Origin of the sequence: Nonomuraea sp. NPDC049646, assembly GCF_044465525.1 — a bacterium.
Lineage (GTDB): Bacteria > Actinomycetota > Actinomycetes > Streptosporangiales > Streptosporangiaceae > Nonomuraea.
In genome coordinates, this window is sequence record NZ_JBITLU010000015.1 from 189,254 (window position 1) to 215,057 (window position 25,804).

Consider the following 25,804-nt stretch of genomic DNA (forward strand, 5'->3'; position numbering starts at 1 on the left):
ATGAACGAACCTCTACTGCGAGATGAACTTTCCAGGAAAGGGCCGTTCATCCGCAGGTGAGAGGTCTGTCCCTTGGGCTTCGCCACCTACCATCGAAGGCATGAGTGAGATGGCCATGAGCTTCGCGGCCCTGGCCGGGTTCGTCGTGGGAGCCCTGGCGGTCCTGTTCTACCGGAACCAGATCGAGGCTCCGAAGAGGACCGATTCAGCCGACGGCGTCGAGACCGGAGCGGCGCTGCCGCAGGGCGTGGCCTCCGTGCTCGCCGTGCTCCCCTCGTCCGCCGTCGTGCTCGACGCGCACGACCGCGTGCTGCGCGCCAGCTCGGCCGCGCGCGCGTTCGGGCTGGTCAAGGGCGACAGGCTGATGGCCGCGGAGCTGCTCGCACTGGCAAGACAGGTACGCCGCGACGGCGAGATCCGCGAGAGCGAGATCGACGTCGCCGGCCACAAGTTCGGCCAGGAGACGACGAACTTCGCCGTCCGCGTCGCCCCCCTCGGCTCCTACGGCCAGGTGCTGGTGCTGGCCGAGGACCAGACCGAGCGGCGCAGGGTCGAGGCCGTGCGGCGCGACTTCGTCGCCAACGTCAGCCACGAGCTGAAGACCCCCGTGGGCGCGCTGAGCCTGCTGGCCGAGACCATCCAGGACGCCGCCGACGACCCCGAGGCGGTCACCCGCTTCGCCGGGCGCATGCAGCACGAGGCCGCCCGGCTCACCTACCTGGTCCAGGACCTGATCACGCTGAGCAGGATCCAGGGCGCCGAGCCCATCCCCACCCCGGGCCAGGTCGCCATCGACGAGGCGATCCACGACGCCATCGACCACTGCAACACCAAGGCGGTGGCCAAGGACATCACGCTGGTCACCGGCGGCACCGAGGGCCTGCGCATCTGGGGCGACGACGAGCTGCTGGTCACCGCCCTGCGCAACCTCATCGACAACGCCGTCGCCTACAGCCCCGAGCACACGCGGGTCGTGGTCAGCGTCCGCCCGGCCGGCGACTCCGTCGAGATCAGCGTCAGCGACCAGGGCATCGGCATCCCCGAGGAGTCTCTGGAGCGCATCTTCGAGCGCTTCTTCCGCGTCGACGCGGCCAGGTCACGGGCGACCGGCGGCACCGGGCTCGGCCTGGCCATCGTCAAGCACGTCGCCGCGGCCCACGCGGGCGAGGTGTCCGTCTGGAGCAAGGAAGGCTCCGGGTCCACCTTCACCCTCCGTCTGCCCGCCTTCGGCGGCACGGCGGTGGCAGTACCACCCTCGATTCCCCTGGAGACCGCAAAATGACCAGAGTTCTAGTGGTTGAGGATGAGGAGTCCTTCTCCGACGCCTTGTCCTACATGCTGCGCAAGGAGGGCTTCGAGGTGTCGGTCGCGGCGACCGGGCCCGAGGCGCTCGACACGTTCGACCGCAACGGCGCGGACCTCGTGCTGCTCGACCTGATGCTGCCCGGCCTGCCGGGCACCGAGGTGTGCCGCTCGCTGCGGCAGCGCTCGAAGGTGCCGGTCATCATGCTGACCGCCAAGGACAGCGAGATCGACAAGGTCGTGGGCCTGGAGCTGGGCGCCGACGACTACGTGACCAAGCCGTTCTCCTCACGGGAGCTGGTGGCCCGCATCCGCGCGGTGCTGCGCCGTCAGGGCGACGTGGTGGAGGAGCTGGAGACGGCCGTCCTGGCCGTCGGCCCGGTGCGCATGGACGTCGACCGCCACGTCGTCGCGGTGCGCGGCGAGCAGGTGCAGCTGCCGCTGAAGGAGTTCGAGCTGCTGGAGGTGCTGCTGCGCAACGCCGGCCGGGTGCTCACCCGCGGCCAGCTCATCGACCGCGTCTGGGGCGCCGACTACGTGGGCGACACCAAGACGCTCGACGTCCACGTCAAGCGCCTGCGGGCCAAGATCGAGGCGGACCCGTCGAACCCGCGCTGCATCCTCACCGTGCGCGGCCTGGGCTACAAGTTCGACGCCGTCGAGGAGTGAACGACCCTTGTTCTGGTACGTGGGTTCGTACCAGAACAAGGGTTCTCTCATGCCGTCAGTGGGCCTCTTCGGTGGCCGTGGGGGTGGCCGACGCCGAGGGCGTCGGAGCCGGGGTGGCGTTGGGGGCGGCGGGGTAGTCCTTGAACTCACGGCTGCGCGTGACCACAGGGACGGTCAGGGTCACTGTCCCGGCGTTGGCGAACTGGAGGTCCAGACGCACGCTCTCGCCGCCTCTGAGGCTCGTGGAGATGCTCTCCAGCATCAGCTGGGGCTGCGGCTTGCCGGTGTTGACGAGCTGGTTGGGGGGAAGCTGGATCGGCGTGGCGACCTTCACGGACCCGACCGACCCCGCGGAGACGGCCTGGAGGGTGTCGGCGGCGCCCGCGGTGTTGAGGATGTTCAGGTAGATCGGGGCCGAACCGCGCCACGGGAGCTGGGCGCCGGAGTCGGGGCCGAGGATGAACGCCTGCGGGATGTGAATGCCGCGCGTGCCATAAGCACCCTGGTCGATGAGTGCGACCGCCTCGTTCGGGGCGTACGGCTTGTTGGTGTTGGCGTCGAATCCTGCCCCGCAGCCCGCGAGCACGGGGGCTGCCAAGAACGCGGCGGCTACGACAATCCAGCGACGGCTGGTCACGTGCGGGTTCTCCTTGCTCTTGCGCGGTATGGCGCATGGGGTGTTGGGCAGCGCCTACCATATCCACCTGAATCCATGGTCATATCCGCACCCCTGCAGGTCATTCGCTATGTCCGGAAATGCGATTCATACGGTCGAGGACTTGTCAAGCCCCAATATGCGGCTTTGACCTGCAGTTATGAGGATTTCACTGTTCCGGGAGGCTGTGGATGCGTGGTACCCTGGAGTACAGCGGAAGGGGTACTTGTCACATGACTTTCCAGGTCGGCGACACTGTCGTCTACCCCCACCATGGGGCTGCTCGGATCGAAGCAATCACGAAGCGATCCATCAAGGGTGAGGAAAAGACCTACCTGGTGCTCAAGGTCGACAAGGGCGACCTTACCGTCCAGGTGCCAGCAGAAAACGCGGAACTCGTCGGTGTGCGCGACGTCGTCGGCCAGGAAGGCCTTGAGCGGGTTTTCGATGTTCTTCGGATGCCGCACACGGAGGAGCCGACCAACTGGTCGCGCCGTTACAAGGCCAATCTGGAGAAGCTCGCCTCCGGCGATGTGAACAAGGTTGCGGAGGTGGTTCGCGACCTGTGGCGTCGCGACCGCGAGCGCGGCCTGTCAGCGGGCGAGAAGCGCATGCTCGCGAAGGCTCGTCAGATCCTCGTCAGCGAGCTCGCGCTCGCCGAGAAGACCAATGAGGACAAGGCTGAGGCCCTGCTCGACGAGGTTCTCAACTCCTGAACACGAATCTTCCACGGGTGGGCGTCGGAGTCGACGTCCACCCGTTCGCTTCGGCGGACTCGGGGCGTGAGCTCAGCCTCGCCGGCCTTCGCTGGCCGGCCGAGCTGGGGCTCGACGGTCATTCCGACGGCGACGTCGCGGCGCATGCCGCCTGCGACGCGCTGCTGTCCGCGGCCGGCCTGGGCGACCTGGGCGGCCTGTTCGGCACGTCCGATCCACGCTGGGCCGGGGCTTCCGGGGTCACCCTGCTGCAGGAGACCGCCCGCCAGGTGCGCGCGGCGGGCTTCGAGATCGGCAACGTGGCCGTCCAGGTGATCGGCAACCGTCCCAAGATGGCTCCTCGGCGTACCGAGGCCGAGCTGGCGCTCGGTGGCGCCGTGGGGGCGCCGGTGAGCGTCTCGGCGACCACCACCGACGGGCTCGGGCTCACCGGGCGCGGCGAGGGGATCGCCGCCATCGCCACGGCGGTCGTGGTCAACCTTTCGTAGGCATTCAGCGTCTTATGTATGGGATGCGTGAGGGTGTCCCGGCGGGTCGTCGCCGAACCCGCCAACTGTGGGGGCGGCGGTTCGTCACTGGCGCGGTACGGACCGCCGCCTTCCTCAGGGGGTAGTTTCCCCAGGTGTCGGGTATGTCCCCATCTAAGACATGTGAACGTCTCGGGGGGAGTCACACATGATCGGCGCGATCGTTTCCGCAGTAGTCATCGGCGCCATCGTCGGTGCGCTGGCCCGGCTCATAGTGCCTGGCAGGCAGAACATGTCCATCGGCCTGACGCTCATCGTGGGCATCGTGGCCGCCCTGATCGGCACCCTGATCGCGCAGGCGTTCGGCTGGGCCGACACCAAGGGCATCGACTGGCTCGAACACATACTCCAGCTCGTCCTGGCTGTGGTCGGCGTGCTGCTCGTGACGCGGATGGGCTGGGGGGGACGCGGTGGACGCACCGGTCGAACCACGACCTGACCTGCTCGTTCGTAAAGCCGGCGCATAATCGGCGGCGATCGGGTAGCGAAGCTCCTCGTGAGAGTGAACGGCTCACTCTCACGGGGAGGTTTCGTGTCATGACCATTCAGTCCATCCTTGGCGCCATCGTGATTGGCGCCGTCATTGGCGCAATCGGTCGCCTGCTGCTGCCCGGCAGGCAGGCCATCGGGTGGATCCTCACCATCGTCGTCGGCATCGTCGCCGCCCTGCTGGGCACCCTCATCGCCCAGGTGCTCGGCGTCGAGACGACCCCCGGTATCGACTGGATCGAGCTCGTGATGCAGGTCGTCCTGGCGATCGTCGGTGTCGGCCTGGTCGCCGGCCTACGCCGCGGCTCCAGGGTCTAGCGGCACCAGGGGTGTAGACGAGATAGACGCACACGAAACGGCCCGTCCGGGATCATCCCGGACGGGCCTCTCGTGTTCCTCGCGTTTCTTCGGGGCGTGGCCGCTATTCCTCGGGGTCCGGCGGGCGCGGAGTGCTGCGCAGGCGGCCGGACGGGGCCTGGGTGTCCTCGTGGATCACGGGGTGGGGTGCGGTGTCCTCAGAGTCGCTCTGGGGCGTCCTGGGCTCGTCGGCGGCTCTGCGGTCGTCCTCGATGACGGGGACGGGCTGGGTGTCGACGTCGCGGGTGTCGGCGGGCCGGGTGCCGGTGCGGGGATGCACCAGGACGTCGGTCGGCTTCACCCGGTCGCCCCACCGGACCGGCCGCCTCAACGGCTCGGGCTCTGGCTCTGGTTCCGGTTCCGGTTCCGGCTCCGGCTCCGGCTCCGGTTCCGGTTCCGGTTCGGGTTCCGGGGCCGGCTCGGGGTCCGGTTCGGGGTCAGGGGCTCGTACGGGCTCGGGGTCCGGGGCTTGGTCCTGCGGTACGGCCTGCCGCTCGGGCACGTGGACCGGCGGCGTCTCCGGCGCGGCCGTGGGCCCCACCAGCGGTGTGGACTCCAGCACGGGCGGGGGCGCCTCGGTCACGAGCGGCGGCGGCGTGTCGGCCGCGCGGCCCGGGTGGAAGGGCACGAAGTCGTCGTCGTCCTCCTCCTCGCGCGCCGCGCCCCGGTGAGCCTGGACGTGCTTGATCAGCAGCAGCCAGAGCCACAGGGCCACGGCCAGCATGACCCAGGGCGCCAGGGCCACGCCCACGGCCACCTGGCGCGCGTCGAAGGTGAACCGCAGCGCGGTCGCCACGTTGGCCGCCGCGGCGGCCACGATGAGCAGGACCAGCACGGTGGCGGCCTGCGCCCGCACCAGCGGCCGGGCGGGGCGCAGCAGCAGCACGCCGAGCAGCGCGACCACGAGCAGCGCGTCGAAGGCGGCCGGATAGAGGAAGGCGAGGTCCTGCCGCGCCTCGCCGGTGACGGCCAGCGCGCGCAGATCGTCGAAGGACAGCGCGCAGGCGGCTCCGGTCAGAGCGGCCACCGCGAGCCCGGCCAGGGCGATGCCCAGGCGGCGGAGCGTAGAGGGGGGAGTCACGTCCATGGCGCCTTCGAGACTACAGAAGAATGGCGATCACGACCGATCGAGGGAGACACATGCCCGAGCTGCCGGAAGAAGCCCGCGAACTCCTGGATGCCCCGAATCATGCGACGGTGACCAGCCTCAACCCTGACGGCGGACCGCAGTCGACCGTGGTGTGGGTGCGCACGGACGGCGGCGACGTCCTGTTCTCGACCGTCCGTGGGCGGGTGAAGCCGCGCAATTTCGAGCGCGACCCGCGGACGAGTCTGCTGGTCATCGACCCGGACAACCCCTACCGCTACGTGGAGGTGCGCGGCCGGGTGACGATCGAGGAGGACCCGGAAGGCGCGTTGATCCAGGAGCTGGCCCACAAGTACATAGGCGGGCCTTGGGAGGACAAGCCGGGGACCGAGCGTCTGATCATCCGGATCCGTCCCGACAAGGTCACGGTGCGAGGCTGAGTAATCGGCCTACGAGAGCCCCCGAGGCGTTAGCCTTGCCTTCGTGAGCCTGCACATCTACGACACCAGCACGCGCGCCACCCGTGAATTCGTTCCGGTCGAAGCCGGCCGGGCGTCGATCTACCTGTGTGGGGCCACCGTGCAGGCTCCTCCGCACATCGGGCACATCCGCTCAGGCGTGAACTTCGACGTGCTCAGGCGTTGGCTCGCGCGTTCCGGATACGACGTGACGTTCTGCCGCAACGTCACCGACATCGATGACAAGATCATCAGGGTGTCGGCCGCGGAGGACGTGCCCTGGTTCGTGATCGCCGAGCGCAACCAGCGGGCCTTCACCTGGGCCTACGACACGCTCGGCTGCCTGCCGCCCACCGTCGAGCCGCGGGCGACCGGCCACGTGCCCGAGATGATCACGCTCATGGAGCGGCTGATCGAGCGCGGCCACGCCTACGCCTCGGGCGGCGACGTCTACTTCAGCGTCCAGTCCTATGCCGACCACTACGGCAAGCTCTCCAACCAGAAGCTGGAGAACATGCGGGGGGCGGGCGACACCGACGACGAGTCGCTCAAGCGCGACCCGCGCGACTTCGCCCTGTGGAAGGGCGCCAAGCCGGGCGAGCCGACCTGGCCCACGCCGTGGGGGCTCGGGCGTCCCGGCTGGCACCTGGAGTGCTCGGCGATGGCCACCAAGTACCTCGGGCCGACGTTCGACATCCACGGCGGCGGCATCGACCTGATCTTCCCTCACCACGAGAACGAGATCGCCCAGTCGCAGGCCGCCGGCGACGGCTTCGCCCGCTACTGGATGCACAACGGCATGCTCAAGATCGGCGCCGAGAAGATGAGCAAGTCGCTCGGCAACTCGCTGCTGATCCCCGAGATGGTGCAGAAGGTGCGTCCGGTGGAGCTGCGCTACTACCTGGCCGCGCCGCACTACCGTTCCTCGATCGAGTACTCCGAGGAGGCGCTGCTGGAGGCGGCGGCGGCCTACCAGCGGATCGAAGGCTTCGTCACCCGCGCCGCCGAGGTGATCCACGACGTCGACGCCGACGCGCCCCTTCCGCAGGCGTTCGCCGACGCGCTCGACGACGACCTCGGCACGCCGCAGGCGCTCGCCGTGGTGCACGAGGTGGTGCGCGAGGGCAACGTGGCGCTGTCGCGGGGCGACAAGGAGGCCATCGCGCGGCTCCTCGCCGAGACCCAGAACATGCTCGACGTGCTGGGCCTCGACCCTCGATCGCCGCAGTGGCGCGGGGGCGGCTCGGACCTGTCGCCGGTGGTCGACGCGCTCGTGGCGGTGGCCCTGGAGCAGCGCAAGGCCGCGCGGGCCCGTAAGGACTACGCGGCTGCTGACGCGATCCGCGACCAGCTCGCCGCGGCGGGCATCACGGTCGAGGACACGCCGCACGGCGCCCGCTGGGAACTGGCCCGCTGACCTTCCATCCGGGTTTGGCGGCGGCGGGCGCCTTTCGCGTCCGCCGTCAGGCGCGGAGGGCCGTGACGGCGGCGTCGGTGGTCTCGATCACGATCGTGTGGTAGCCGTCGATGCGCGAGACGATGCCCTCGCGCGGGCCCTGGTGCCATTCGGGGCTGGAATAGAAGGCGTCCTCCTGCTCGTCGCGGGTCTCTTTCGAGGGGAACGCGCGGATGAGGTACGCCTCTTCGTGGCCGTCCTCGTCCACGAGGGAGGCGCCGCTGCTGACGACGTCGATGTCGGCCTTCGCCAGGAGGGGGAGGGCTTCTTCGCGCATGATCCGGACGAAGTCTTCGCGGGTGCCGGGTTTGAGGCGGTAGGTACGGATTTCCAGGATCATGCGGGTGCTCCTTCGGGGCGGCGTTCGGGGAAGTGGTGGGTGGCTGGCACGTTAGCCCTTGATCGCTGACATCCTCCGTCAGTGGGAGTTCTGTTTCGGGGCTCTTGTTCGAGGGTGGGGCTTAGGAGCTGGAGTTTGGGTTTTCCGGCTTGTCCGTTGGCTTGTCCGTCGGCTTGTCGGTGGGTTTGTGGGTGGATTTGTGGGCCAGGAGGAAGGCCTGCCGGCCTGAGCGGGGTCTCTCGCTCTCGTCGGGTTCGCGGATGAGCTGGGCGTCCAGGGACAGTCCGGCCTTGGCGAGGAGGTCGGCGATGTGCTCCGGGGGAGTCCAGTAGACGTCCAGCGACAGCTTGTGGCCGTAGCCCTGGCTGAGGTGGCGGCGTTCGTCGCCGACCTTGAACGCGATCAGCAGGTGGCCGCCCGGCGCCAGCACCCGGTGGATCTCGGCGAACACCGTCGGAAGGAGCTCTGGCGGGGTGTGCACGGTGGAGTACCACGCGACGGCGCCGACCAGGGACGCGTCCGCCAGGTCCAGCGCCGTCATTGAGCCCACTTCGAAGCGGAGGCCGGGGTGGCTCTGACGGGCGACGTCGATCATCCTTGGCGACAGGTCGATGCCGAAGGCGTTCACGCCGAGGGCGTGGAGGTGGGCGGTGACGCGGCCCGGCCCGCAGCCCAGGTCAGCCACCTCTCCGGCATTCGCGCCCTGTACGAGCTCGGCGAACGCGCCCAGCATGGCCCGGTCCAGGGGCTTGGTGTCGAGTTCGTCCCGGAGTAGGTCGGCGTATTCGGGGGCGACGGTGTCATAGGCCGTTCGGGTGGCGTCGAGGTAGGCGGACTCAGTCATGGCCATGGACGGTAACTGGCCTTGGGGTTGTCTGGGGGCGTAGGGAGGTGGACGCCTTTTGCGTTGTGTTTGGGAGGCTGTGCTGGGAGAGGGCAGGTGTGCGTGCAGGCGGTCGACGCGATGCGGGGCCGCCGTTCCGCGTGCGGCCCGATGGGGTGAGTGAAGCCTTTGTGGTGAGGTGCTTGCGCGAGACGCCGCGCTGGGGCTGTGAGCGGGGCGCTACGTGCGCGCCAGGGTGAGGCAGACGGCTCGATGGGTGTGCTGGCTGGCCGTAGAAGGCATGTGCCTTGTCCTCCTGCAGCGTCTCTGCCATGGGCATGCAGGTTTTCTTACGATCGCGCTCTACCGTTCTTCCAGGGGCTGGCCGCGCGCCCGTCGGGCGGCTTTCCAGGGACCGTTGTTTTGGGCCGATCTTCAGAGCCGGCCCTCCTGGGTCCGCTTCTCTAGGGATCGCTCTTCCACGGATCGCTCTTTCTGGGGACCGCTGTTCCTGCGGCCGCTCTTCCTAGACTGCGTCTTCTACGGCGTGACCGGATTGGCCTTACCCAGAGGAAGGGCACCTACCGTGTGACTCCTGGTCCTCCGACGGCTGAGGGTTTGCGGTGGGGCTGGATTGCGCCTCCCTGGAGGCTCGATCGGTCTTCCTGTTCTGGGGGGTTGGGAGTCGTGACCGGTTGGGAGCTACCGGCGGATGGCAGCTCTGCCGCGTCATACGGAGAAGTCCTCCCTGCGAATCGGACCTCTGCCGCGTGACCCGGACACGTCCTTTCTGGAAGCGGACCTCTGTCGCGTGGTCGGATTCGTGCTTCTTGGCGGGATCGGGTGGGGGATTGCCCGGCGGGATCGGGTGGGTCGGCGGGCCGATACCCTTGATGGCATGGCAGCAGGCGGTAGGGCATCGGGCAGGCCCGCGAAGAAGAAGGGCCCCTCCAAGGGCACCGGGGGCCAGAAGCGCCGGTCGCTCGAGGGCAGGGGCGCGACGCCGCCTGCCGAGATGCGCCACTGGTACAAGGACAAGGCCAGGTCCGAGCGCATCGCCAGGGAGGATCGCGGCGGCGAGTCGCGCCGTCCGGGCAGCGGCCCGGCCCGGCAGAAGCGTTCCGAGGACGCCCCCGAATACATCGGCGGCCGTAACCCGGTGCTGGAGGCCCTGCAGGCAGGGGTCCCCGCCAACGCCCTCTACGTAGCCCAGCGCGTCGAGAACGACGACCGCGTACGCGACTCCATCAAGATCGCGGCGGAGCGCGGCATCGCGCTGCTCGAAGTCACCCGCGACAAGCTCGACCGCATGACGGAGGGCGTGGTCCACCAGGGCATCGCGCTCCAGATCCCCGCCTACGACTATGCGCACCCGTCCGAGCTGGTCGAACTGGCCCACGACGCGGCCGAGGTCCCGCTGATCGTGGCGCTCGACTCGGTCACCGACCCGCGCAACCTGGGCGCCATCGCCCGTTCCGCCACCGCGTTCGGGGCGCATGGCCTGCTCATCCCGTCCCGCCGCTCGGCCGGGGTGACGGGTGGCGCCTGGAAGACCTCAGCCGGCACGCTCGCCACGCTGCGCGTCGCCCGCGCCTCCAACCTGACGGCCGCCCTCCGCGAATACCGCGAAGCCGGCCTCTTCATCGTCGGCCTCGACGGCGCCGGCAAGATCGACATCGGTGACGCCGACCTCCTCGCCGAGCCGCTGGTGGTCGTGGTGGGCTCCGAAGGGAAGGGCCTCGGCCGGTTGGTCCGAGAGCAGTGTGACGTGGTCGTCCGCATCCCCATGCAGGCCGCCGCGGAATCCCTCAACGCGGGGGTCGCCGCCGGTGTGGCTCTGTACGAGGTCGCTCGTCACAGGCGCCGCTAGCGTCTACACTGGTAGGCCGTGCCGACGTAGCTCAATCGGCAGAGCATCTGTCTTGTAAACAGAAGGTCAGGGGTTCGATTCCCCTCGTCGGCTCTGCGAGCGAAAGGCCCCTGAGCAGGCATTACGCCGTCAGGGGCCTTCTGCTTTCCGATCTTCAACCGGTGTCTTCGGTGTCTTTGGGAGCCACCTTGGGAGCCACCGGGGCCTGTCCGCCCAGGAGGGCGCTGGAGATGGCCTCCGTGGCCGCGCGCCGGTCGCCCTCCAGCAGGTGGCCGTAGACGTCCTTGGTGATCGAGATGCTGGCGTGGTCGAGGACTTCGGACACGACGTGCAGCGGTGTGCCTTGGGCGAGCATGAGCGATGCGCCGGAGTGGCGAAGCTCGTGGGGGTGCCAGTGGCCGAGGCCCGCTTTCCTGGCCAGCCGGGAGAACAGGTGCGAGAAGGTGTCCGGGTCGGACGGGTTGCCGAAAGCTGTTGGGAACATCAGCCCGTGCTCTGTCCAGCTCTCGCCGGCCTTGAGACGTTCCTGGTTGTGCGCGGCCTTGTGCCGTTTGATCGCCTCGACCAGCTCGGGAGTGAGGCAGAGGATACGGCGTGATCGCCTGGTCTTGAGTTCGCTGATCACGATGCGGGTCTTGGTGGTGGCGTTCGGGTCGCGGTTCTTGAGTCGTTTGACGGAGTGGGTGACGCGAAGGGTGCGGGCATCCGGGTCGAAGGCGTTCCACATGAGTCCGAGTGCTTCGCCGCGACGCAGTCCGAAGACGAGGGCCAGGAGGACGAGGACGCCCATGCGGTGATCGGCTGCTGTGCTGAGGAGTAGCTAGCCCTCCTCCACCGTGAGCGTCCGGCCCTCCTCGACCGGGACGCGTGGAGGCATGGACAGGGCCGCGACGTTCCGCATGACCAGGCCCTCCCGCTCAGCCTGGCCCATGGCCTTGCGCAGAACGGCACGCATGTTGCGGACGCTGTTCGCCTTGTATCCCGCCGTGCGCTTGGCCTGCCACAGGGCATCGACCTGGGCCACCGTGAGTTGGGTCAGCTTGTGGCGGCCCAGTCCCGACTTCAGGTGCAGCCGTACTGTGTCCTCGTAGTCGTCCAGGGTGCCATCGGCGATGTGACCGGGGAGGTTGAGCAGCCAGCGGTGCCCGCAGGCACCCTCCACGACCGCACACAGAAGCGCCTCGCCCAGATCAACCACCTCCTGGCCGGACGCTTCACCCTCGATCAGCATCGCGAACTACTCGTGATCACTGGATGGCTGACCGCACTACTGGGATGCGTCCACTACGACCTGGGCGAGAGGGAAGAAGCCGAGACAGCTCGACGGGCCGCGTTCGAGATGGGCCGCCAGGTCGGACACGGCGAACTCATGGGCTGGGCACACGAGATGTCCGCGTGGTTCGCCCTCGTCGAAGGCCGCTACGAAGACGTCGTCACCTCCGCCCGCATGGGCCAGGCAGTCGCCGGCACCAGCAGCGCCATGGTCCAACTCACCTTGCAGGAAGCCCGTGGCTTGGCCCGCATCGGAGAGCGCCGGGAAGCCGACCGTGCCCTGACTCGCGGAGCCGAAGTCCTCAGCAGCCTGCCCATGCCCGACCACCCAGACCACCACTTCGTGTTCGACCACGCCAAATGGGTCTTCTATGCCGCCACCTGCTACACCTGGCTCGCAGACGACGACCGCGCCGAAGAACACGCCCGCGAAACCATCCAGATGCACACCCGCCCAGACGGGACCTCCAACGCCCCCATGCGAGTCGCCGACGCACATATTGATCTCGGTATCGTCCACGCCCGCCGAGGCGAACTCGACGCAGCGGTTGATGAGGGTCTGGCCGCATTCGACATCGACCGATGATCCCTCACAGACCTCGTCAACCGTGCCGGAGACCTCGACCGCGTACTACGACAGCGCTACCGACGCGAAGCACTTGCCGAAGAGTTCCACGAACGCTTCGTCACCGCCCGCAGAGCTCTGACCAGCCGCCGTCCTGACCTGCTCGACTGAGCGCAACACGGGCGGGTCTGCCGAATTGCCGAGTTGTTCTTTTAGGTATCAAGCGGCGACGCGGCGCGCCGCCGTACCCCCGGCCCTCCGCCCGCCCGCCGTCCGGGCGTGCGGCCTGGGGGCCGGTCCCGGCCGGCGGCGGGACACCGGACCGGGCACCGTACGCCGGCCCCGCCGCACTTGCCGAACGCGCCGACCGGGGTTGCCACACCGCCGCACAGATGAGCCCTACGATCGCCACTGCATGGCTGGCCGCCGGACATGGTTGGGGGCGATCGAAGGTCCAGAGCTTCGTTCCTCAGCCCTGGCCCGCCGAGTAACCTGGCTGATCTTCGGACTGCGGACATCTGGCCGGTCTGTCGGTGGCAGACCCTACGATCGCCACCTATGAGTCCCTATGCGGAGACCGTCCGGGTAGAAGTAGACGTCGAGGACTGCGGCACTGTCTTACTGACGGATTGGGACGGCGACGATGCGGGCGACGTGGTGTCATCCGTTGCGCTCGTCACGGTGTGGAACGCCATGGCTGAACTGTCGATCATGTATCAGCACGGCGACGGCATCCCCTTCATGGTGACCATTGCCGATCACGACCCGGGCGCCGACCTCGACGGGTACGAGGAGGTCGTGGAGATCGACTTAATGTCGGCGACCGGCGAGGTCTCCCTGATCGGATGGGGCATGGACTGGGATACGGCAATGCGCCGCCTTCCCCCGCTGCCGGCCGGTCCGGGCCTTCACCGGCTGCGTTACCACGTCTGTAGCACGCTTGAGGAGCAGCCTGATTTCGCTGGCAACCATCACTACCTGCAGATCTGGCCCGCACAGCCGTCCCCGCCCGTCGTCGTCAAGCAGGGCGAATGGATCGCTCATTTGAACGACGCCGCCACCTGAGCCTTGTGCCCAGGCGGCGTGTGCAATATGCGTGTAATGATCAAGGGCATGAAGGTGCGCCTCGGAGGTTCCACCGCAAGTAGAAGGACGTGCATAGTTCGCACCGGTCACGAGCTGTAAAAACCGTCGGCACGGCTGCCGGCAGTTGCAGTTGCCGTTGCAATTCCATGCCGTTCAGGAGCGTTCAGAGGAGACCGTACACAGCTCCACTGACCTGCATTAAACGATTTGGAACGGCTCGAACTGGATCTTTTAATCCGCATGTTGGTGATCCGCTGACTTCCAAGACACCATTGCCGCGCCAGTGCCCTGACGCGTTGCCGTACGACTCACCAAGCAGGTACGCGGGCGGGCTTGCCAGCGGATCACTTCGACGAGTCTTGGCAGCTCAGGCGGGTGTCGGCAAGCCCTTTTCGGGAGCCACCCGTGTGGACGACCACGAACTGAGCCGGACAGGTCTCAACGATCCTGGAGATCGTTTGAGGCCCTACGGGCCAGAAGGCGCGTGCCCGTTGCGTGCCCGTACGGTCAGCGATCAGTGGGGATTCACAGAGACTCACGGTAACTGGATCTGCACACGCCCAAGTCAACGTTTTCGCAAGTCAGGGATCATGATCTTTAAGGCTTCCCAAGCTGACAGTACGAGTTCGATTCCGGTCACCCGCTCGATCAGGCGGGCGGGGTGCCACTGAACGCGCAGGTCAAGACCTACTCCTCCTTGTACGCGGACGACCCGTTCGCAGTGAGGTGGCGAGGCACATCAGGGATGCCTTCCAGAACCCGCAGGCGACCGATCCGAAGCTTGACCGGAACGGCAACCCGATCACCAAGAGCTTCCCCGGCAACTATGACCGGATACCCAGACCGCCCCTGACCAGGCGGGCGAGAAACGGGAGCGCACCCGACGGCCCTCTCCTCAACTCGAAGAACCGCACGCAGATGACCTGGTACTGCCCGAACCTCCCTGGGGCCGGCCCAGGCAAGCAGTGCGACGAGTATCCGTTCGCCTCCACCAACCAGGCGATCGGTGTCGAGGGCCAGCTCACCAACAACGTCTGGACGCCCACCTTCAACGCCTCACTGCGTCAGGTGAGCACCGACCACAACCAAGCCGCAGGACGCGACCTGGCAGCCTTCTACGCCCGCTACCGCGTCTTCACCTCTGGCCAGCTCGAAGGCGGCGCGGGCAACTGGCCATCCAATGCCTTCTGGGTCAGAATCCGCAACGGCGCACCACCGTCATAACGTCATAGCCGGGAGAGGGCTTCGCCCTCTCCCGGCCCCTCCACCATCGGAAGGTGAGCATGCAGTCGCCGACGCACCTGCACGATCTCCTAGTGTCGACCATCTTCACCGAGGGACTCGATGACGAGATGGACCTCTGGACGCTGGGATTCAGCGCCCTCTGGGTCAAAGGAATGGATCGCGACGCCGTCGCCGAGGCATTCTCCCTGGACCTCGTCACCAGCACGCCGAGCCACCTGAACGAATTGCTCGACAACAGTGGGGAAGGCGGGCCCACCTGGGTGGGCGAGGCCGGAGGGTGGACCTGCATCATTCCGGGGCCGACCGACGACGATTTCCTGCTGCCGTTGACGATGGGTGGGCGGGAGGCGCTGTGCTTCAGTATGGATATGGGCGGCCATGACCATTTCAAGTATTTGAAGGACGGGGAGGTGGTTGTCGCCTTCCAGCCCACCTGGCCCGATCCCGTGCAGGGTAGCGATCCGCGCGCGCTCGATCACCTCATGGAGGGGCTGCGCTTCCAGACCAGCGGCGACGACGTCATCGAGGATCGCGTGGACGAGGGCGAGAGCATCAGCTCGGTCCTGACGCTGATCGGCCGGATCACGGGGACGGACATCGCCGCTGACTGGCTTGAGGCGACGCACTCGCTCATCTACCCTCGCTAGTGCGTTGACCACGATGGTTCAGTCTGGGCAGCGGCTTCCTCCGGAACTGGACCTCACGGAGCAGTACGCATAGCCAGAATGACCGTTCGGCGTGGGATGAAGAAGCTACGCGAGCGTGGCCTTATCCGGAGCGTTCATGGCAAGGGAACCTACGTGCAGCAGGCCGCGCCCCTGAGAACGCCGACGGGTGACGGTTGCTGTACAGCAACCCGGACAGCAACGCCGACTTACCTGATCGCATGAAACGGACTGGACCTGTTGCTCGGATATCCCTGAGCGTCATTCACCAGGCGCTTGCCTGCCATTGTAAAAGGCGGTCAGGAGTTCGATACCTCTCATCGGCTGTCTGTTTGTCAGGACAAAGATGCGATCTTGTTAACGCCCTTGCTGGCGGCTAGAGCGTAAGATGATCATCCCGTCTGCCATTCACCTGGGACAAAGCGAACGAGCTTGGGCGACGGGGGCGATGTCGTTCGTCTGGTGGGCAGGCTCGCTTCTCGCGCGGATGGATGATTTATCAGAACGTCCTGCTGGTGCCCAGGTGAGGCGTCGCGAAGACATCCGGAGTTGGCGCTCTTGACGATGTCGCGGAGCAGGTAGTTGTACAAGGCGAGGGGTGGGTGATTCGGCCTTAGGGGTCGGGGGTGCGCATTGCCAGCTCGCGCTCTGTGGCCAGGCGTCTGACGCGTTTTGTGCGCCCTGCTCGGGCGAGGGTTTCGAGTGTTGCCGGATCGGAGGTGGTCGCTGCGAGTCTGAGCTGTAACCACTCCGACCATTCGCCGGGTTGGCCGGCCGGGCCGCTCGCCAGGAGTTCGAGATCTTTCGCGCGGGTCTCGGCTCGCTCCCGGTGCTGGCCGGTAGGGGCCAGAGCGATCCAGTCTCGCCGCTCGCCTGCGGTCACCGCCTCCAGTGCGCGCAGGATCACGGCCAGTGCCAGTTCCCGGTCAGGCTCTTCGGCCAGCGCGTCGCGCAGCAGCGACAAGCCGTGCTCGTCCGTGTTGCCCAGCGCGTCGAGGTAAAGCCTCCAGCGTCGATACGTCTCGTGGTCCGCCGGAACGGACCAGGTTCCCGATTCCTGGAAGGCGTCACACCCGTCATGCTCGAAGCGAACCCGGCCGTCGAAGGGGGACGCCGCGTTCGCGCACGCGCCGTAATCGTTGCCCAGCGCGCCGGCCAGCGGGAACCAGAATCGGCAGGCACCGCACTGCTCGGAGTACCACTCCTCTCGGTAATCGGGATCCTCGGTACGCCGATGGCACCCCGCAAGCCACCGTTCGTGAATCGCGGAGCGCTCGGCCTCGCTGTAGCCAGCATGGTCGTGAGTACCTGTCATCTGCCAGTGGTGATCCTGAGGATCAGGTCGACGAGTGGTCATTGGCAGTTGGCCGGATCCTGGCTCTGGCGGTCGAACTGTTCCTGCGTGATCGTCACGTCGCCCCACCCGGTCAGCGACCGGCTGTCGTCGTACCTCTGGACGAGCACCAATCCCGGCTTGAGAGCCGCCATGCTGTCAGTGGAGAAGGTGACGTGGCTGGTGTTGACTTGGTTGTGGCCTCGCCCCTGGTAGCCGAACGCCGAATAGAGCACACCCGGGCGCAGGACGAACGGTCTCGGCTCTACTGCCCAACCATCATTCGGAGCGTCCAGCCGGACGGATGCGTTCTGCCCGTCCAGAGACGGTGCGATGAAGTCCACGTCGTCCACGACCGTTGCTGCTGAGGAAGGGCCGGGCATGGTGGCCCACGGGCCTGAATTGTCCTCGTAGTGCGAGATGTCTACGCCTTCGGGAGTTGCTTCCCCGCACCATGCCAGGACGATGATCGGATGCCCCTCTGCGTCGACGCTGACGCCGGTGGCCCCCGCTATGGGAGGTGAGCAGCTCGTCACGCTCGTGAGTCCGATGGTCACCAGCACGATCACGCGTAAGCGCCGCATATGCGCACGTTAAGCGAGGCCGACATCGGTGCAGTGGACCTTGATCAGATCGCCTTGGAACCGTAGCAGGGCCGTGTGTGCAGGGGCATCGGAAGGTTGTCTGGTGGCACGAGGAAGGGTGGGTGCGTGAATCCCGAGGACGACGAGGTGACTCTTGCGAGTCCGCGCAGTGGGCGTGTCGTCCTGGCCGCCTCGGAGTGCGTCGCGGCGATCGAGGATTTCGGCCGTCAGGTGATCACGGCCATGGGGGAGCGGACCGCTGAGCTTGAGCGCGGAGGGGCGCCGGCGGGCGTTGTGCTCGACCTGGGCAGTTGCGCGAGGAGCACGTACGTCGGGTGGCATTTCCCGTACGGCGATGGGTCGAGTGCTGGACAACCGTGCGTTCGGGGCGAAGCGTCTGCGGAAACTCTGGGAGGTCCGCTGACGGGATCGGATCTCGGGGCTGATGTGGAAAGGTCTACGCGAACAGGTCTGAGCCCGCTTTCAGCGAGTCGTGGATGCGGCGCAGCCATGGTGGCCGAACCGTCGTCAGCCGCTCCAGTGCGCTGGAGAACACGCGCTCGTCGGGACGGAACAACCTGTGCGGCAGCAGCGGGAGCGGATCGTCGCGGCGGACGGCGGCAGGCATCCCATAAGCGGCAGGCATGAGCCGGCGATCGTCGTTGAAGGCCAGGTACGTCCACACGTCCGCAGCGAGCGGCACCACCGCGCCCGCGTCACACGGCCAGACCTCACCGGTCTGGGGATGCTTCGGCACCAGGGCGAGGTCCGTGATCGGGGAGGACAGGCCGGGGCCGGCCAGCACCAGGCGCCGTTCCGGCGGCCCGGGAGGGAGAAGGCTGTCGATCGTCCGGCGAAACGTTTCCGCGACGGGCCCCTCGGGGACGGACACCCGCCTGCCGCCCGAAGCCGCCACCAGATGTGCCAGGGCCACCGCGATCGCGGCCTCCCACTGAGGGTTCCAGAAGCCCCGCGGATCGACGGGCGGCGTGCTCGGCAGTTCCGTCCAGTCCATCACCCGCTGGACGGGGCCGGCGACGGCGACGGGACGCACGGCGTCCGGTTCCAGCCACACGACCTGCCAGAACCCGCAGTCGTCGACGCGGGTCGCCACCGGGCAGCCGCACCCGGCGCAGGCCAGGTTGGGACCGTACTGGCCGTCCCAGCCGCAACAGCAGCCGCCCAACCGGTCCGGGATACAGACGGTTCCGCGGACGTCGCCCGGCGCGATCCCGATCCTGTCCGGAGGGCCCGTGATGCGGTACATCATCAGCCGGACGCCGTGATCTTCCGGTTCGGGCACCCAAGGGGCTGTTGGACGGCCATCTCCAGGGTCCACGACGTATGTTCCCGGCTCCAGCAGACCGGGGAGCAGGTCATGGCCGTACTTCTGGCCGGAGTGGTCGGGGAGCGCCACCCGCGCCACCCGCGCGGTCAGTACGGCGCCGCACGACGCACAGGAGAAGACGACCAAACAGCCTCCTTTGCCGCACCACGAGGCGATCATGGTGGCACAACATTCCACCTTGAGGGGAGATGCGGGCACATGACCCCGGCAAGGTGCGGGCGCTTCGGGAGCGACTCGGCTTCCAGCCGACTTCAGGGCCTGGTCGCAGGTGGGATGACGCCCCAGCTGAACCTGGAGCTCTCCAGCAGGTGCTCCGTCATCCTGATGCCGGTCAGGTGCTCGACGAGCAGGAAGGCCGGGCCTCTGTAGAGGCGGGGAAGCGACGGGTAGAGCCTGTCGATCTCCTCCATCGTGCCCGCGAGTTCGGCGGGCACTTCCGTCAGGAAGCCGTCGTCGCCGCCCCAGCCGAACCTGATCTCGCCGTCCTCGCACCAGTAGAAGTAGTCGAGGTCCTTGACGCCGAGTGCGGCCTGGGAGACCAGGCGGGTGCCCCTGGACAGCTCGGTGATCAGGTCTTCGCAGGTGCCGAGCCAGTCGGGGTCGAAGAGGAACGTCCAGTCGCCGATGGAGGTGACGCCGACAGGGGCCCCCGGGGCCGAGTAGGCGTCCGGGCCTTCGGGGAAGGGGCCCGGCGTGAAGTCCTCCCAACGGCCGCCGAGGCGCGCGACCACCTGTTCGGGCGTGGTCCGCACGTAGATGAAGCTGTAGCACTCCTCGGCGTACTCGCCGCGGAGCCAGGAGACGTCGGGGGGCTGCAAGGGCATGTCGTCATGCTGGCAGCCGGCACCGACAGGAAAGGGTCTGCAGTCGGAAGGCGTGTGTCGCGCGGATGTGTCCGTTGGCGAGTTGGATGACGGTCAGCATGCCTGCTTGGGGATGGCGGCCAGATCCATGACCATGTACCGCTTGCGGGCGTCGTCCCGCCAGAACAACAGCGGGCCGCCGGAGAGGGAGCCGCCGACCTGAACGGTCAGCTCACCCTCGGCCGGCTTGCCCTCCTTCGGTTGCAGCACAGCGGACGTGTCGGCGCAGCGGTCGTAGATCACGCTGCCGTTCTCCAGCGTTCCGATCCGGGCTGTGGAGATGGAGGAGCCCTCGCCGATGACCTTCGGCGGATCGAAGAACCCGAACCGGTCGTGGAAGAGAGGGCTTCTGCGGAACCCGCCGGGGAGGACGCTGTGTCGTGAGCCGTCCCGGCGTTGCACGATCACCTGCGTGAGCCGGCCGGCGGCGCGGGCGACGCCGCTGACACACCAGTCGGGCCCGCAGCGCCGGTCGGTGCCGTCGACCTTTTCGGCGGAGCGTTTCTCGTCGGTGACGACGTTGGTGACGGTGTTCTTGCCGTCGTGCACCCAGGGCCAGGTGGAGAGGTGGCCGGAGCCCATCAGGGCCGGAGCTCCGCCGGCGAGGGGGACGCGGTAGGCGGCGCCTCCCCTGTCGTGCCACCAGACGATCTGGTCGCCCACGATCTCCAGGCGGTACAGATGACCATCTCGGCCCGCGGGCCGGTTGGGGGCGGGCGCGACAGGGGCCGGCCGCTCAGCAACGGGCACGCCGCCCACTCGCTGCCGCCCGCGCCGCCGACACGGATCTGACCGCCGGTGATCGGCATCGTCCACAGCTGCAACTCGGGGCTCGTCCGGTCGGGGTGGCGGACCGCGGCGATCCACGCGATCTGCGAATCGCTGACGGTCACATTCTCGATCCGGTGGTAACGCGCCACGCTCTCGGGGACGGTGCCCAACAGTTTGTGCCTGCCGGTCCGCCGGTCGTAGTTCACCAGGATCGGCCGGTGCTCGCCGGGGTCGGCCATGAGCACCTCGTGCTTGCTGAGCATCGCCAGTGGCTGAACGTCACGGGTGTCGCTGAACCAGCGGGGCACCGGAGAAGAACGCCTCGGGCCAGACGTCCTCGGCCGCCGGCAAGGCCGGCACCGGAGGAAGGTCAGTGGGTCGTGACGCCGATTCCGAGATATGTGCCGAGCAACCGCCTGTACCGGCGGTGAGCATGACCACTAATGCGGTGACCAGTAAGCCTGAATATGCGGGACGTCTCACTCCTCTCAGACGTCGAACCCCATTAGTAAGTTCCCGCGATGTCACCGAAACGGCTTCCGGAGAAACGCTGAGTATCGATGACCCCGCCCATGCCTGCAAACTTCTGGAAATGTATGTCGATCCTCGGAGGGAGCCAGGCGAGGAACAATTTCAGCTCACCGTCTGCACCGCGTCAGCTCTCGTGGAGCAGCCAGAACAGCGCTCCTTTGTCGTGGGCCGCCACTGGCTGTTCGCCGCCGGGCTTCGTCCGGAGAAGGTCACCGAATGGCGGGCGGGGCTGCGGGGGTGGCCCCGCCTCGGTGGTGCTGGGCCCGGTGGCGGGTGGTCAGAAGGGGCCGGGTTCCGGGTAGCCGGCCTTGATGACGGCCCTGCGGGTGTTCGGGGTGAGCTTCTTCTCGTTGATGACCTTGCCGGCCGCCGGTGCGGTGATCTGCACCTTGGCGCCCCAGTTGGAGAAACGGGTGTCGGTGTGGAAGGTCATCTGGCCACGTTCGTCGTCGTCCGGGACGGGGGCCGAGTCGACGACCGCGCGGGTGAGCAGGTTGTTCTTGTCGAAGTACAGGTGGAACTCGGCGCTGCCCTCACCGGCCGACTTGTTGTGCCGATAGGCGGCGAGGGTGGAGGTGCCCTGGTATTCGCCAGGCGCCACCTCGGAGGAGTGGTCCAGCATGAACTTCAGGTCCGCCGGGGTGACGCCCGTGTCGAGGATGGAGTTCTCGCGCTCGCTGGTCCGCGAGCCGATCCAGGAACGCCCGGCGGGCAACGCCTTGGCGATGCCGGGGTTGGTCACGTAGGCGTTCCTGCCTTCGGCGACGACCCGGTAGGGAGGCTCGAACTCCTTCTGGCGCGACGACATGCGCACCCGCAGGTCGGCAGCCGCCACCTTGCCCCTGCCGAACGCCAGCGTGCCATGGGTGCGGGTGGTCACCTGCACCTGCATCGATTGGTCGTCGACGGTGAAATCGAGGGTGATGCTGTTTAATTCAGTGATCTTCACGCCCTTGCCTGGTAGTAGTTGGGCTTTCAGGGCTTTCACCGCGTCCGCGGGGGCGGCCTGCGCGGTTGCCGGGGACGCGGCCTGAGCGGGTACGGCCGCCGCGCACACGACCGCGGCCGTGGTCGCGAGGCCCGCGAAGAAGAGCTTCATCGGTGTCCTTCATTTTCGTGGATATAGCAGAGGAAAGAGTAAGAGAGCGATGCTCGGCGGATGGGCGATATCTCGTAACGATCGGGTGCCGACTGGTGATTTCGCGGATGAATAAAGGGCGGCCCTTGCGTCCGCGCTCGTCCGGTGCGGAGGCTTCCACGGGGGTCGGAGACAGGGCATGGGGAGCGATTGCTGTTGTGCTGGGGCTGGGGACGCTTTATGCCACCAGCGTTCCCGGTTGGCATTTTCCGTGGTTGATGGCCGCCGGCGCCGGGTGGGTGTTGTTCGGCGTTGCTTGGCTCGTCATGCTGGGTGGCGTTCTGATCCGGCGGGAGCGAGTGGTGACGTTACGCCGTCACTGGCCGTTCTGGGGCGTGCCGCTCTTGGTGGTGGCTCTGACGGGGGCGCTGGTCTACATCGACGCGCCGATGAGGGTGCGGTTCGAGTTGTCGCGTGGCGGCCTTGAGCACATCGCGCAGACGGTGTCAGAGGGCACGCCGCCGGGGAAGCGGCGATGGATCGGGCTTTATCCCGTCAAGTATCTGGAAGGCTCCCGCGGGGCCTTCGGATTCATGATCAAGGACGCGGGATTCTTCGGCAGTTACGGATTCGCCTGGAGCGCGGACGGTGAGCCCGACGTCGACGGGTCAGGCTCGTACCGCCACTTCGACGGACGCTGGTACGTCTGGAGCGACGACTGAGGCCCGCCCGGGAGGGAGTTCAGGTGCGTCGCCAGGCCAGGAGGCCGTCGGGGGCGGCGGCCCGGACGAATCCCGCGCTCACGAGTTCGTCCCGAAGGGTTTCCCAGGCGGGACGGTAGGCGTGCCCGACGAGCTCTTCCTCGCTGAGCACCTTCTCTCCCTCGATGATCCGGTAGAGGTAGCGGCACGTGGCGCGCTCATCGTCCGACTCCACGATCTCGGACGAGACGGTGTACGTGTGGCGGCCCACCCGGCGGGAGTCCAGGTGCCGCATGGGGCGCGGCTTCGGCGGGCCGCCGTCGCGCCAGGTGAACACGAGAAGCCCGCCGGGCTCCAGGTGGCCGGCCAGGACGGGCCAGAGCCGCCTGCGGTAACCGGGCTCCAGGGCGTACAACACGTTGATCATCACCATGGCCTCGACCGGCTCGTCGAGGTCGAGGCCCAGGGCGTCGCAGGGCAGCACGGTGACCCGTTCGAGCAGGTCGGGCCGTTCGGCCAGGCGGGAGAGCAGCAGCGCCCGCATCGTGGCCGAGGGTTCCAGCGCGAAGACCTCGGCGGGCGTCCACTCGGCCAGGGACGTGGTGATCAGGCCGGTTCCCGCGCCTATCTCCAGGATGCTGCGGCGAACCCCGGCCAGCAGGGACGGCAACTTCTCGCGCACGCCCGGTACGTGGCTGCGCACGGCGAGCAGATCGTAGAAGACGGGCGAGATGTAGTCGGCCATGGCCGGCCACCGTAGTACAGCCGGCGCGACCTCGGCGGGGTCAGGCGCCCGCGGCCGGCGCCCGGTCGAGCGTGACGCCGAAGTGCTCCCGGTACGCCGGAAGCAGCTCGTTCTCGTTCAGGATGCGCTCGGCGCGCTCGCCCTGCGTGGTGACGATCAGCTTGCGCCCGCTGATCGTGGTACGCCCCTCCGCCGTGCGGATCGAGCACACCGGTGACCTGGTGAAGTGCGAGTCCGGCGAGGTCGCCTGCCACCAGCAGGTCGGCACGAAGTCGGCCAGCTCGTACGGCCGCGCGGTGAGCCGGTAGGCGGGCTCGCCGTTGTGCGACACGTCGAGATCGCCGTGCTCGCCGGGAGCGGGCACGATCTGGAACACCCCGGCGCCGTCCTTCTGCTCGCCGCGCTCGTCGATCCGCAGCGGCTCGTCGGCGAAGTCGCCGAAGCCGACGTCCACCAGCCAGGGCTCGTCGAGGTCGACGCGGAGCGCGAGGTGGTCGAACAGCGGCCCCGGCCGGCCGCCGCCGAACACCCGCGCCGCGAGCAGCGTCACCCGGTAGCCGAGCGCGGTGAGCAGCGCGGCGAACAGGCCGTTCTGCTCGTAACAGAAGCCGCCGCGGCGGCGGGTGACGAGCTTGTCGAACAGCGCGTCGGGAGCGAGGGAGATCGGCTCGCCGAGGTGGATGCTCAGGTTCTCGAACGGCACCGCCCGCAGGTGCGCGAGCTGCAGGGCCCGCAGGCCGTGGACGTCCGGCGGCACCGGCCGGGACGCTCCGAATCTGTCCAGGTAGCGGGTGACTTGCGACTCGTCCATGACCTACAGGAAACCACGTCTCGCCTGCCCGCGCCCGCCGGATGGCGGTGCGGGTCAGCTTCGCACGGCGCACAGCAGGCGGTTGTTCCCGCGCTGCCACAACGTGCCGATCTCGCCGAACCCGGCCTTGGTCAGCGCGCTGACGTGCTGCTCGACCAGGTGGGACTCCGAGCCGTGATGGGACGCGCCGGCCGTGCTGCGCTCCTGGCTGAGGCCGGCGAAGGCGGGGTCGGCGGCGATGGCGTCCCACCAGGCGCGCCAGTCCTCGGGCCGGCGGTCGCCGAAGACGCGGTCGGTCTCGCGCTGGTGCACCGCCTGCTCCAGCCGGGCCAGGGTGGGGGAGGAGGAGTCCATGTGGTCGCCGTTGAGCAGGATCCCGCCAGGACGCAGGACGCCGGCCAGCTCGGCGTAGGTCTCCTGAAGCTCCTCGGGCGAGATCCAGTGCAGCGCGGTGGTGCTGACGGCGGCGTCGGCCGGACGGTCGAGGCCGAGTGCCCTGGTCCACCCGCCGGTGCGCAGGTCGGCCGAGACGAACCGCAGCCCCGGGTAGGCGGCCCGGCCGAGCCCCAGCAGCAGCGGGTCGGCGTCGACGGCGATCACGGTGGCCGAGGGCAGGCGTTCGAGCAGCCGGGCGGACAACGACCCCGGCCCGCACCCCAGGTCGATGACCACGGGGTCCGGCCGGTCCAGCGCCTCGACCGCGTCGATCAGCGCGGTGAAGCGGGCCTCCCGGTCGGGCAGGTAGCCCTCCTGCTGACGGTCCCAACGCTCGATCCATGCCAGCGCGGTTTCCTGAGTGAGCATCAGATCTCCCCTGTGACTGTCGTCTAAGATTTGAGCAGTCACAACTTAGGACGCGAAGGTGTAACTGGTCAAGTGGATTACAACAGTCACACAGATGCGATCGTCCGGGTCGCGGTGGCGCTGGTCAACGCGCTGACCCCGGGCGAGCAGCGCGGGCGCGACTTCCCCGTCCCTGACGACCTCGCCGCGGCCGCCTCCGGCGCCCTGGCCGGCGTCTATTCCGGCCACCGCGGGATCGGCGCGGCCGACGCCGCCGAGCTGGCCGAGGTCGCGGCCCGGCTGCGCGTGGTGTTCCGCGCGGTGGCGGACGGCGACGTAGACGCCGCCGCCATGGCCACGAACGCGCTGCTGGAGGAGAGCAGGGCCCGGCCGATGCTCGAACGCCACGACGGCGAGCCGTGGCACCTGCACTTCCATGGCCCCGGCGGCTCGGTGGCGGGCGACTGGGCGGCGAGCTGCTCGACCGGGCTCGCGATCGTGCTCGGCAGCGAGTTCAGCGACCGGCTCGGCGTCTGCACCGCCCCCCACTGCGACCGCGTCTACGTGGACGTCTCCCGCAACGGCACCCGCCGCTTCTGCTCCACGGCCTGCCAGAACCGCGTCAAGACCGCCGCCTTCCGCGCCAGGACGAAGGCGGAGTGAGCCGTGGTGAG

The 25,804-nt window shown here is 68.0% G+C and carries 31 protein-coding genes, 1 tRNA gene and 2 pseudogenes; 18 read left to right on the plus strand and 16 right to left on the minus strand.

What is annotated here, in order from left to right; translation table 11 throughout:
* Positions 1-109 precede the first annotated feature (109 nt).
* Positions 110-1,282, plus strand: coding sequence for a sensor histidine kinase (locus tag ACIBQ8_RS37470; protein WP_397194463.1), 1,173 nt, complete (start codon positions 110-112; stop codon positions 1,280-1,282).
* A complete protein-coding gene (locus tag ACIBQ8_RS37475) occupies positions 1,279-1,971 on the plus strand; it encodes a response regulator transcription factor (RefSeq protein ID WP_195898926.1) in 693 nt (230 codons plus the stop codon). Before ACIBQ8_RS37470 ends, ACIBQ8_RS37475 begins: the two co-directional genes overlap by 4 nt.
* A 55-nt stretch (positions 1,972-2,026) precedes the next feature.
* Here the strand turns inward: ACIBQ8_RS37475 and ACIBQ8_RS37480 are convergent, their stop codons facing one another.
* Positions 2,027-2,608 carry a copper chaperone PCu(A)C gene (locus ACIBQ8_RS37480; protein WP_397173404.1) on the minus strand — a complete coding sequence of 194 codons (582 nt, stop codon included), beginning with the start codon at positions 2,606-2,608 and terminating at the stop codon, positions 2,027-2,029.
* Between the two features lie 251 nt (positions 2,609-2,859).
* On the opposite strand from ACIBQ8_RS37480, the gene ACIBQ8_RS37485 reads away from it, so the two are divergent.
* The 4 genes from ACIBQ8_RS37485 (at position 2,860) to ACIBQ8_RS37500 (ending at position 4,676) form a co-directional block, all read left to right on the plus strand.
* Positions 2,860-3,342 carry a CarD family transcriptional regulator gene (locus tag ACIBQ8_RS37485; protein ID WP_043624891.1) on the plus strand — a complete coding sequence of 161 codons (483 nt, stop codon included), beginning with the start codon at positions 2,860-2,862 and terminating at the stop codon, positions 3,340-3,342.
* A 17-nt stretch (positions 3,343-3,359) separates the two neighbouring features.
* Complete coding sequence (ispF, locus tag ACIBQ8_RS37490) at positions 3,360-3,830, plus strand: 2-C-methyl-D-erythritol 2,4-cyclodiphosphate synthase (protein ID WP_397173406.1); 471 nt, start codon at positions 3,360-3,362, stop codon at positions 3,828-3,830.
* Between the two features lie 187 nt (positions 3,831-4,017).
* The gene (locus ACIBQ8_RS37495; protein WP_352322343.1) at positions 4,018-4,308 is read left to right on the plus strand and encodes a GlsB/YeaQ/YmgE family stress response membrane protein; all 291 of its coding nucleotides are present in this window, start codon (positions 4,018-4,020) and stop codon (positions 4,306-4,308) included.
* A 98-nt stretch (positions 4,309-4,406) separates the two neighbouring features.
* Entirely contained in the window at positions 4,407-4,676 is a 270-nt protein-coding gene (locus ACIBQ8_RS37500; RefSeq protein ID WP_352322341.1) for a GlsB/YeaQ/YmgE family stress response membrane protein, read from the plus strand.
* Between the two features lie 103 nt (positions 4,677-4,779).
* On the opposite strand, the gene ACIBQ8_RS37505 is transcribed toward ACIBQ8_RS37500, so the two are convergent.
* A complete protein-coding gene (locus tag ACIBQ8_RS37505; protein WP_397194419.1) occupies positions 4,780-5,796 on the minus strand; it encodes a DUF2637 domain-containing protein in 1,017 nt (338 codons plus the stop codon).
* Between the two features lie 59 nt (positions 5,797-5,855).
* Between ACIBQ8_RS37505 and ACIBQ8_RS37510 the strand changes: the two genes are divergently transcribed.
* Both ACIBQ8_RS37510 and cysS read left to right on the plus strand, forming a co-directional pair.
* A complete protein-coding gene (locus ACIBQ8_RS37510) occupies positions 5,856-6,242 on the plus strand; it encodes a PPOX class F420-dependent oxidoreductase (RefSeq protein WP_397194420.1) in 387 nt (128 codons plus the stop codon).
* 43 nt (positions 6,243-6,285) lie between these two features.
* A complete protein-coding gene (gene cysS / locus ACIBQ8_RS37515; RefSeq protein ID WP_397194421.1) occupies positions 6,286-7,677 on the plus strand; it encodes a cysteine--tRNA ligase in 1,392 nt (463 codons plus the stop codon).
* Between the two features lie 46 nt (positions 7,678-7,723).
* On the opposite strand, the gene ACIBQ8_RS37520 is transcribed toward cysS, so the two are convergent.
* Entirely contained in the window at positions 7,724-8,056 is a 333-nt protein-coding gene (locus ACIBQ8_RS37520) for an NIPSNAP family protein (protein ID WP_397194422.1), read from the minus strand.
* Between the two features lie 121 nt (positions 8,057-8,177).
* On the minus strand, positions 8,178-8,900 hold the full coding sequence (locus ACIBQ8_RS37525) for a class I SAM-dependent DNA methyltransferase (RefSeq protein ID WP_397194423.1): 723 nt from the start codon (positions 8,898-8,900) through the stop codon (positions 8,178-8,180).
* Positions 8,901-9,777: 877 nt separating this feature from the next.
* Between ACIBQ8_RS37525 and rlmB the strand changes: the two genes are divergently transcribed.
* The gene (gene rlmB, locus ACIBQ8_RS37530) at positions 9,778-10,749 is read left to right on the plus strand and encodes a 23S rRNA (guanosine(2251)-2'-O)-methyltransferase RlmB (RefSeq protein ID WP_397173418.1); all 972 of its coding nucleotides are present in this window, start codon (positions 9,778-9,780) and stop codon (positions 10,747-10,749) included.
* Positions 10,750-10,769: 20 nt separating this feature from the next.
* Positions 10,770-10,842 (plus strand) — tRNA-Thr (locus tag ACIBQ8_RS37535).
* 61 nt (positions 10,843-10,903) lie between these two features.
* On the opposite strand, the gene ACIBQ8_RS37540 is transcribed toward ACIBQ8_RS37535, so the two are convergent.
* Both ACIBQ8_RS37540 and ACIBQ8_RS37545 read right to left on the minus strand, forming a co-directional pair.
* A complete protein-coding gene (locus ACIBQ8_RS37540; RefSeq protein WP_397194424.1) occupies positions 10,904-11,539 on the minus strand; it encodes a site-specific integrase in 636 nt (211 codons plus the stop codon).
* Between the two features lie 30 nt (positions 11,540-11,569).
* Positions 11,570-11,911 (minus strand): hypothetical protein, encoded by a 342-nt coding sequence (locus ACIBQ8_RS37545; protein ID WP_397194425.1) that lies wholly within the window; start codon positions 11,909-11,911, stop codon positions 11,570-11,572.
* Here ACIBQ8_RS37545 and ACIBQ8_RS37550 point away from each other — a divergent pair.
* From ACIBQ8_RS37550 to ACIBQ8_RS37565, 4 genes are all read left to right on the plus strand, one after another.
* Positions 11,891-12,607: a hypothetical protein gene (locus ACIBQ8_RS37550; protein ID WP_397194426.1), complete on the plus strand. Its 717-nt coding sequence runs from the start codon at positions 11,891-11,893 to the stop codon at positions 12,605-12,607. The genes ACIBQ8_RS37545 and ACIBQ8_RS37550 overlap by 21 nt on opposite strands.
* A gap of 537 nt (positions 12,608-13,144) precedes the next feature.
* Positions 13,145-13,651, plus strand: a complete 507-nt coding sequence (locus ACIBQ8_RS37555; protein WP_397194427.1) for a hypothetical protein — start codon at positions 13,145-13,147, stop codon at positions 13,649-13,651.
* Between the two features lie 747 nt (positions 13,652-14,398).
* Positions 14,399-14,896, plus strand: a complete 498-nt coding sequence (locus tag ACIBQ8_RS37560; RefSeq protein WP_397194428.1) for a hypothetical protein — start codon at positions 14,399-14,401, stop codon at positions 14,894-14,896.
* A gap of 59 nt (positions 14,897-14,955) precedes the next feature.
* Entirely contained in the window at positions 14,956-15,564 is a 609-nt protein-coding gene (locus ACIBQ8_RS37565) for a DUF6461 domain-containing protein (RefSeq protein WP_397194464.1), read from the plus strand.
* 631 nt (positions 15,565-16,195) lie between these two features.
* Here ACIBQ8_RS37565 and ACIBQ8_RS37570 read toward each other — a convergent pair.
* Together ACIBQ8_RS37570 and ACIBQ8_RS37575 are read right to left on the minus strand one after the other, a co-directional pair.
* Complete coding sequence (locus ACIBQ8_RS37570; protein WP_397194429.1) at positions 16,196-17,005, minus strand: DUF3027 domain-containing protein; 810 nt, start codon at positions 17,003-17,005, stop codon at positions 16,196-16,198.
* Positions 16,936-17,484: a hypothetical protein gene (locus ACIBQ8_RS37575; protein WP_397194430.1), complete on the minus strand. Its 549-nt coding sequence runs from the start codon at positions 17,482-17,484 to the stop codon at positions 16,936-16,938. Before ACIBQ8_RS37575 ends, ACIBQ8_RS37570 begins: the two co-directional genes overlap by 70 nt.
* Positions 17,485-17,646: 162 nt before the next feature.
* Here ACIBQ8_RS37575 and ACIBQ8_RS37580 point away from each other — a divergent pair.
* Positions 17,647-17,799, plus strand: a pseudogene (locus tag ACIBQ8_RS37580) (DUF5984 family protein); the annotation flags it as partial.
* 157 nt (positions 17,800-17,956) lie between these two features.
* Here the strand turns inward: ACIBQ8_RS37580 and ACIBQ8_RS37585 are convergent.
* The 4 genes from ACIBQ8_RS37585 to ACIBQ8_RS37600 all read right to left on the minus strand — a co-directional run bounded on the left by ACIBQ8_RS37585 (position 17,957) and on the right by ACIBQ8_RS37600 (position 20,744).
* Complete coding sequence (locus ACIBQ8_RS37585; protein ID WP_397194431.1) at positions 17,957-19,006, minus strand: hypothetical protein; 1,050 nt, start codon at positions 19,004-19,006, stop codon at positions 17,957-17,959.
* A gap of 92 nt (positions 19,007-19,098) precedes the next feature.
* Positions 19,099-19,671, minus strand: coding sequence for a DUF6461 domain-containing protein (locus ACIBQ8_RS37590; RefSeq protein WP_397194432.1), 573 nt, complete (start codon positions 19,669-19,671; stop codon positions 19,099-19,101).
* A 93-nt stretch (positions 19,672-19,764) separates the two neighbouring features.
* Complete coding sequence (locus tag ACIBQ8_RS37595) at positions 19,765-20,373, minus strand: hypothetical protein (RefSeq protein ID WP_397194434.1); 609 nt, start codon at positions 20,371-20,373, stop codon at positions 19,765-19,767.
* Positions 20,292-20,744 carry a hypothetical protein gene (locus tag ACIBQ8_RS37600; protein WP_397194435.1) on the minus strand — a complete coding sequence of 151 codons (453 nt, stop codon included), beginning with the start codon at positions 20,742-20,744 and terminating at the stop codon, positions 20,292-20,294. Before ACIBQ8_RS37600 ends, ACIBQ8_RS37595 begins: the two co-directional genes overlap by 82 nt.
* Before the next feature lie 170 nt (positions 20,745-20,914).
* On the opposite strand from ACIBQ8_RS37600, the pseudogene ACIBQ8_RS37605 reads away from it, so the two are divergent.
* Positions 20,915-21,217: pseudogene (locus ACIBQ8_RS37605) on the plus strand (Imm8 family immunity protein); the annotation flags it as partial.
* A gap of 72 nt (positions 21,218-21,289) precedes the next feature.
* On the opposite strand, the gene ACIBQ8_RS37610 reads toward ACIBQ8_RS37605, so the two are convergent.
* Positions 21,290-22,111, minus strand: a complete 822-nt coding sequence (locus ACIBQ8_RS37610) for a hypothetical protein (RefSeq protein WP_397194466.1) — start codon at positions 22,109-22,111, stop codon at positions 21,290-21,292.
* Between the two features lie 197 nt (positions 22,112-22,308).
* On the opposite strand from ACIBQ8_RS37610, the gene ACIBQ8_RS37615 reads away from it, so the two are divergent.
* Complete coding sequence (locus tag ACIBQ8_RS37615; protein ID WP_397194436.1) at positions 22,309-22,812, plus strand: hypothetical protein; 504 nt, start codon at positions 22,309-22,311, stop codon at positions 22,810-22,812.
* A 19-nt stretch (positions 22,813-22,831) separates the two neighbouring features.
* Here ACIBQ8_RS37615 and ACIBQ8_RS37620 read toward each other — a convergent pair whose 3' ends face one another.
* Genes ACIBQ8_RS37620 through ACIBQ8_RS37630 form a run of 3 tightly spaced genes read right to left on the minus strand, consistent with a single transcriptional unit; the run spans position 22,832 to position 25,151 of the window.
* The gene (locus ACIBQ8_RS37620) at positions 22,832-23,536 is read right to left on the minus strand and encodes a class I SAM-dependent methyltransferase (protein WP_397194437.1); all 705 of its coding nucleotides are present in this window, start codon (positions 23,534-23,536) and stop codon (positions 22,832-22,834) included.
* A gap of 40 nt (positions 23,537-23,576) precedes the next feature.
* Complete coding sequence (locus ACIBQ8_RS37625) at positions 23,577-24,347, minus strand: arylamine N-acetyltransferase (RefSeq protein ID WP_397173430.1); 771 nt, start codon at positions 24,345-24,347, stop codon at positions 23,577-23,579.
* 54 nt (positions 24,348-24,401) lie between these two features.
* Complete coding sequence (locus ACIBQ8_RS37630) at positions 24,402-25,151, minus strand: class I SAM-dependent methyltransferase (protein WP_397194438.1); 750 nt, start codon at positions 25,149-25,151, stop codon at positions 24,402-24,404.
* A gap of 72 nt (positions 25,152-25,223) precedes the next feature.
* On the opposite strand from ACIBQ8_RS37630, the gene ACIBQ8_RS37635 reads away from it, so the two are divergent.
* Positions 25,224-25,793 (plus strand): CGNR zinc finger domain-containing protein, encoded by a 570-nt coding sequence (locus tag ACIBQ8_RS37635; protein ID WP_397173434.1) that lies wholly within the window; start codon positions 25,224-25,226, stop codon positions 25,791-25,793.
* Positions 25,794-25,804 lie beyond the last annotated feature (11 nt).

Bases quoted from the DNA above. Each gene is read 5' to 3' on its own strand.
- ACIBQ8_RS37470 (WP_397194463.1), top strand. From the start codon at position 110: ATGGCCATGAGCTTCGCGGCCCTGGCCGGGTTCGTCGTGGGAGCCCTG.
- ACIBQ8_RS37475 (WP_195898926.1), top strand. From the start codon at position 1,279: ATGACCAGAGTTCTAGTGGTTGAGGATGAGGAGTCCTTCTCCGACGCC.
- ACIBQ8_RS37485 (WP_043624891.1), top strand. From the start codon at position 2,860: ATGACTTTCCAGGTCGGCGACACTGTCGTCTACCCCCACCATGGGGCT.
- ACIBQ8_RS37495 (WP_352322343.1), top strand. From the start codon at position 4,018: ATGATCGGCGCGATCGTTTCCGCAGTAGTCATCGGCGCCATCGTCGGT.
- ACIBQ8_RS37500 (WP_352322341.1), top strand. From the start codon at position 4,407: ATGACCATTCAGTCCATCCTTGGCGCCATCGTGATTGGCGCCGTCATT.
- ACIBQ8_RS37510 (WP_397194420.1), top strand. From the start codon at position 5,856: ATGCCCGAGCTGCCGGAAGAAGCCCGCGAACTCCTGGATGCCCCGAAT.
- ACIBQ8_RS37520 (WP_397194422.1), bottom strand. From the start codon at position 8,056: ATGATCCTGGAAATCCGTACCTACCGCCTCAAACCCGGCACCCGCGAA.
- ACIBQ8_RS37525 (WP_397194423.1), bottom strand. From the start codon at position 8,900: ATGACTGAGTCCGCCTACCTCGACGCCACCCGAACGGCCTATGACACC.
- rlmB (WP_397173418.1), top strand. From the start codon at position 9,778: ATGGCAGCAGGCGGTAGGGCATCGGGCAGGCCCGCGAAGAAGAAGGGC.
- ACIBQ8_RS37540 (WP_397194424.1), bottom strand. From the start codon at position 11,539: ATGGGCGTCCTCGTCCTCCTGGCCCTCGTCTTCGGACTGCGTCGCGGC.
- ACIBQ8_RS37555 (WP_397194427.1), top strand. From the start codon at position 13,145: ATGAGTCCCTATGCGGAGACCGTCCGGGTAGAAGTAGACGTCGAGGAC.
- ACIBQ8_RS37565 (WP_397194464.1), top strand. From the start codon at position 14,956: ATGCAGTCGCCGACGCACCTGCACGATCTCCTAGTGTCGACCATCTTC.
- ACIBQ8_RS37585 (WP_397194431.1), bottom strand. From the start codon at position 19,006: ATGATCGCCTCGTGGTGCGGCAAAGGAGGCTGTTTGGTCGTCTTCTCC.
- ACIBQ8_RS37590 (WP_397194432.1), bottom strand. From the start codon at position 19,671: ATGCCCTTGCAGCCCCCCGACGTCTCCTGGCTCCGCGGCGAGTACGCC.
- ACIBQ8_RS37600 (WP_397194435.1), bottom strand. From the start codon at position 20,744: ATGCTCAGCAAGCACGAGGTGCTCATGGCCGACCCCGGCGAGCACCGG.
- ACIBQ8_RS37610 (WP_397194466.1), bottom strand. From the start codon at position 22,111: ATGAAGCTCTTCTTCGCGGGCCTCGCGACCACGGCCGCGGTCGTGTGC.
- ACIBQ8_RS37620 (WP_397194437.1), bottom strand. From the start codon at position 23,536: ATGGCCGACTACATCTCGCCCGTCTTCTACGATCTGCTCGCCGTGCGC.
- ACIBQ8_RS37625 (WP_397173430.1), bottom strand. From the start codon at position 24,347: ATGGACGAGTCGCAAGTCACCCGCTACCTGGACAGATTCGGAGCGTCC.
- ACIBQ8_RS37630 (WP_397194438.1), bottom strand. From the start codon at position 25,151: ATGCTCACTCAGGAAACCGCGCTGGCATGGATCGAGCGTTGGGACCGT.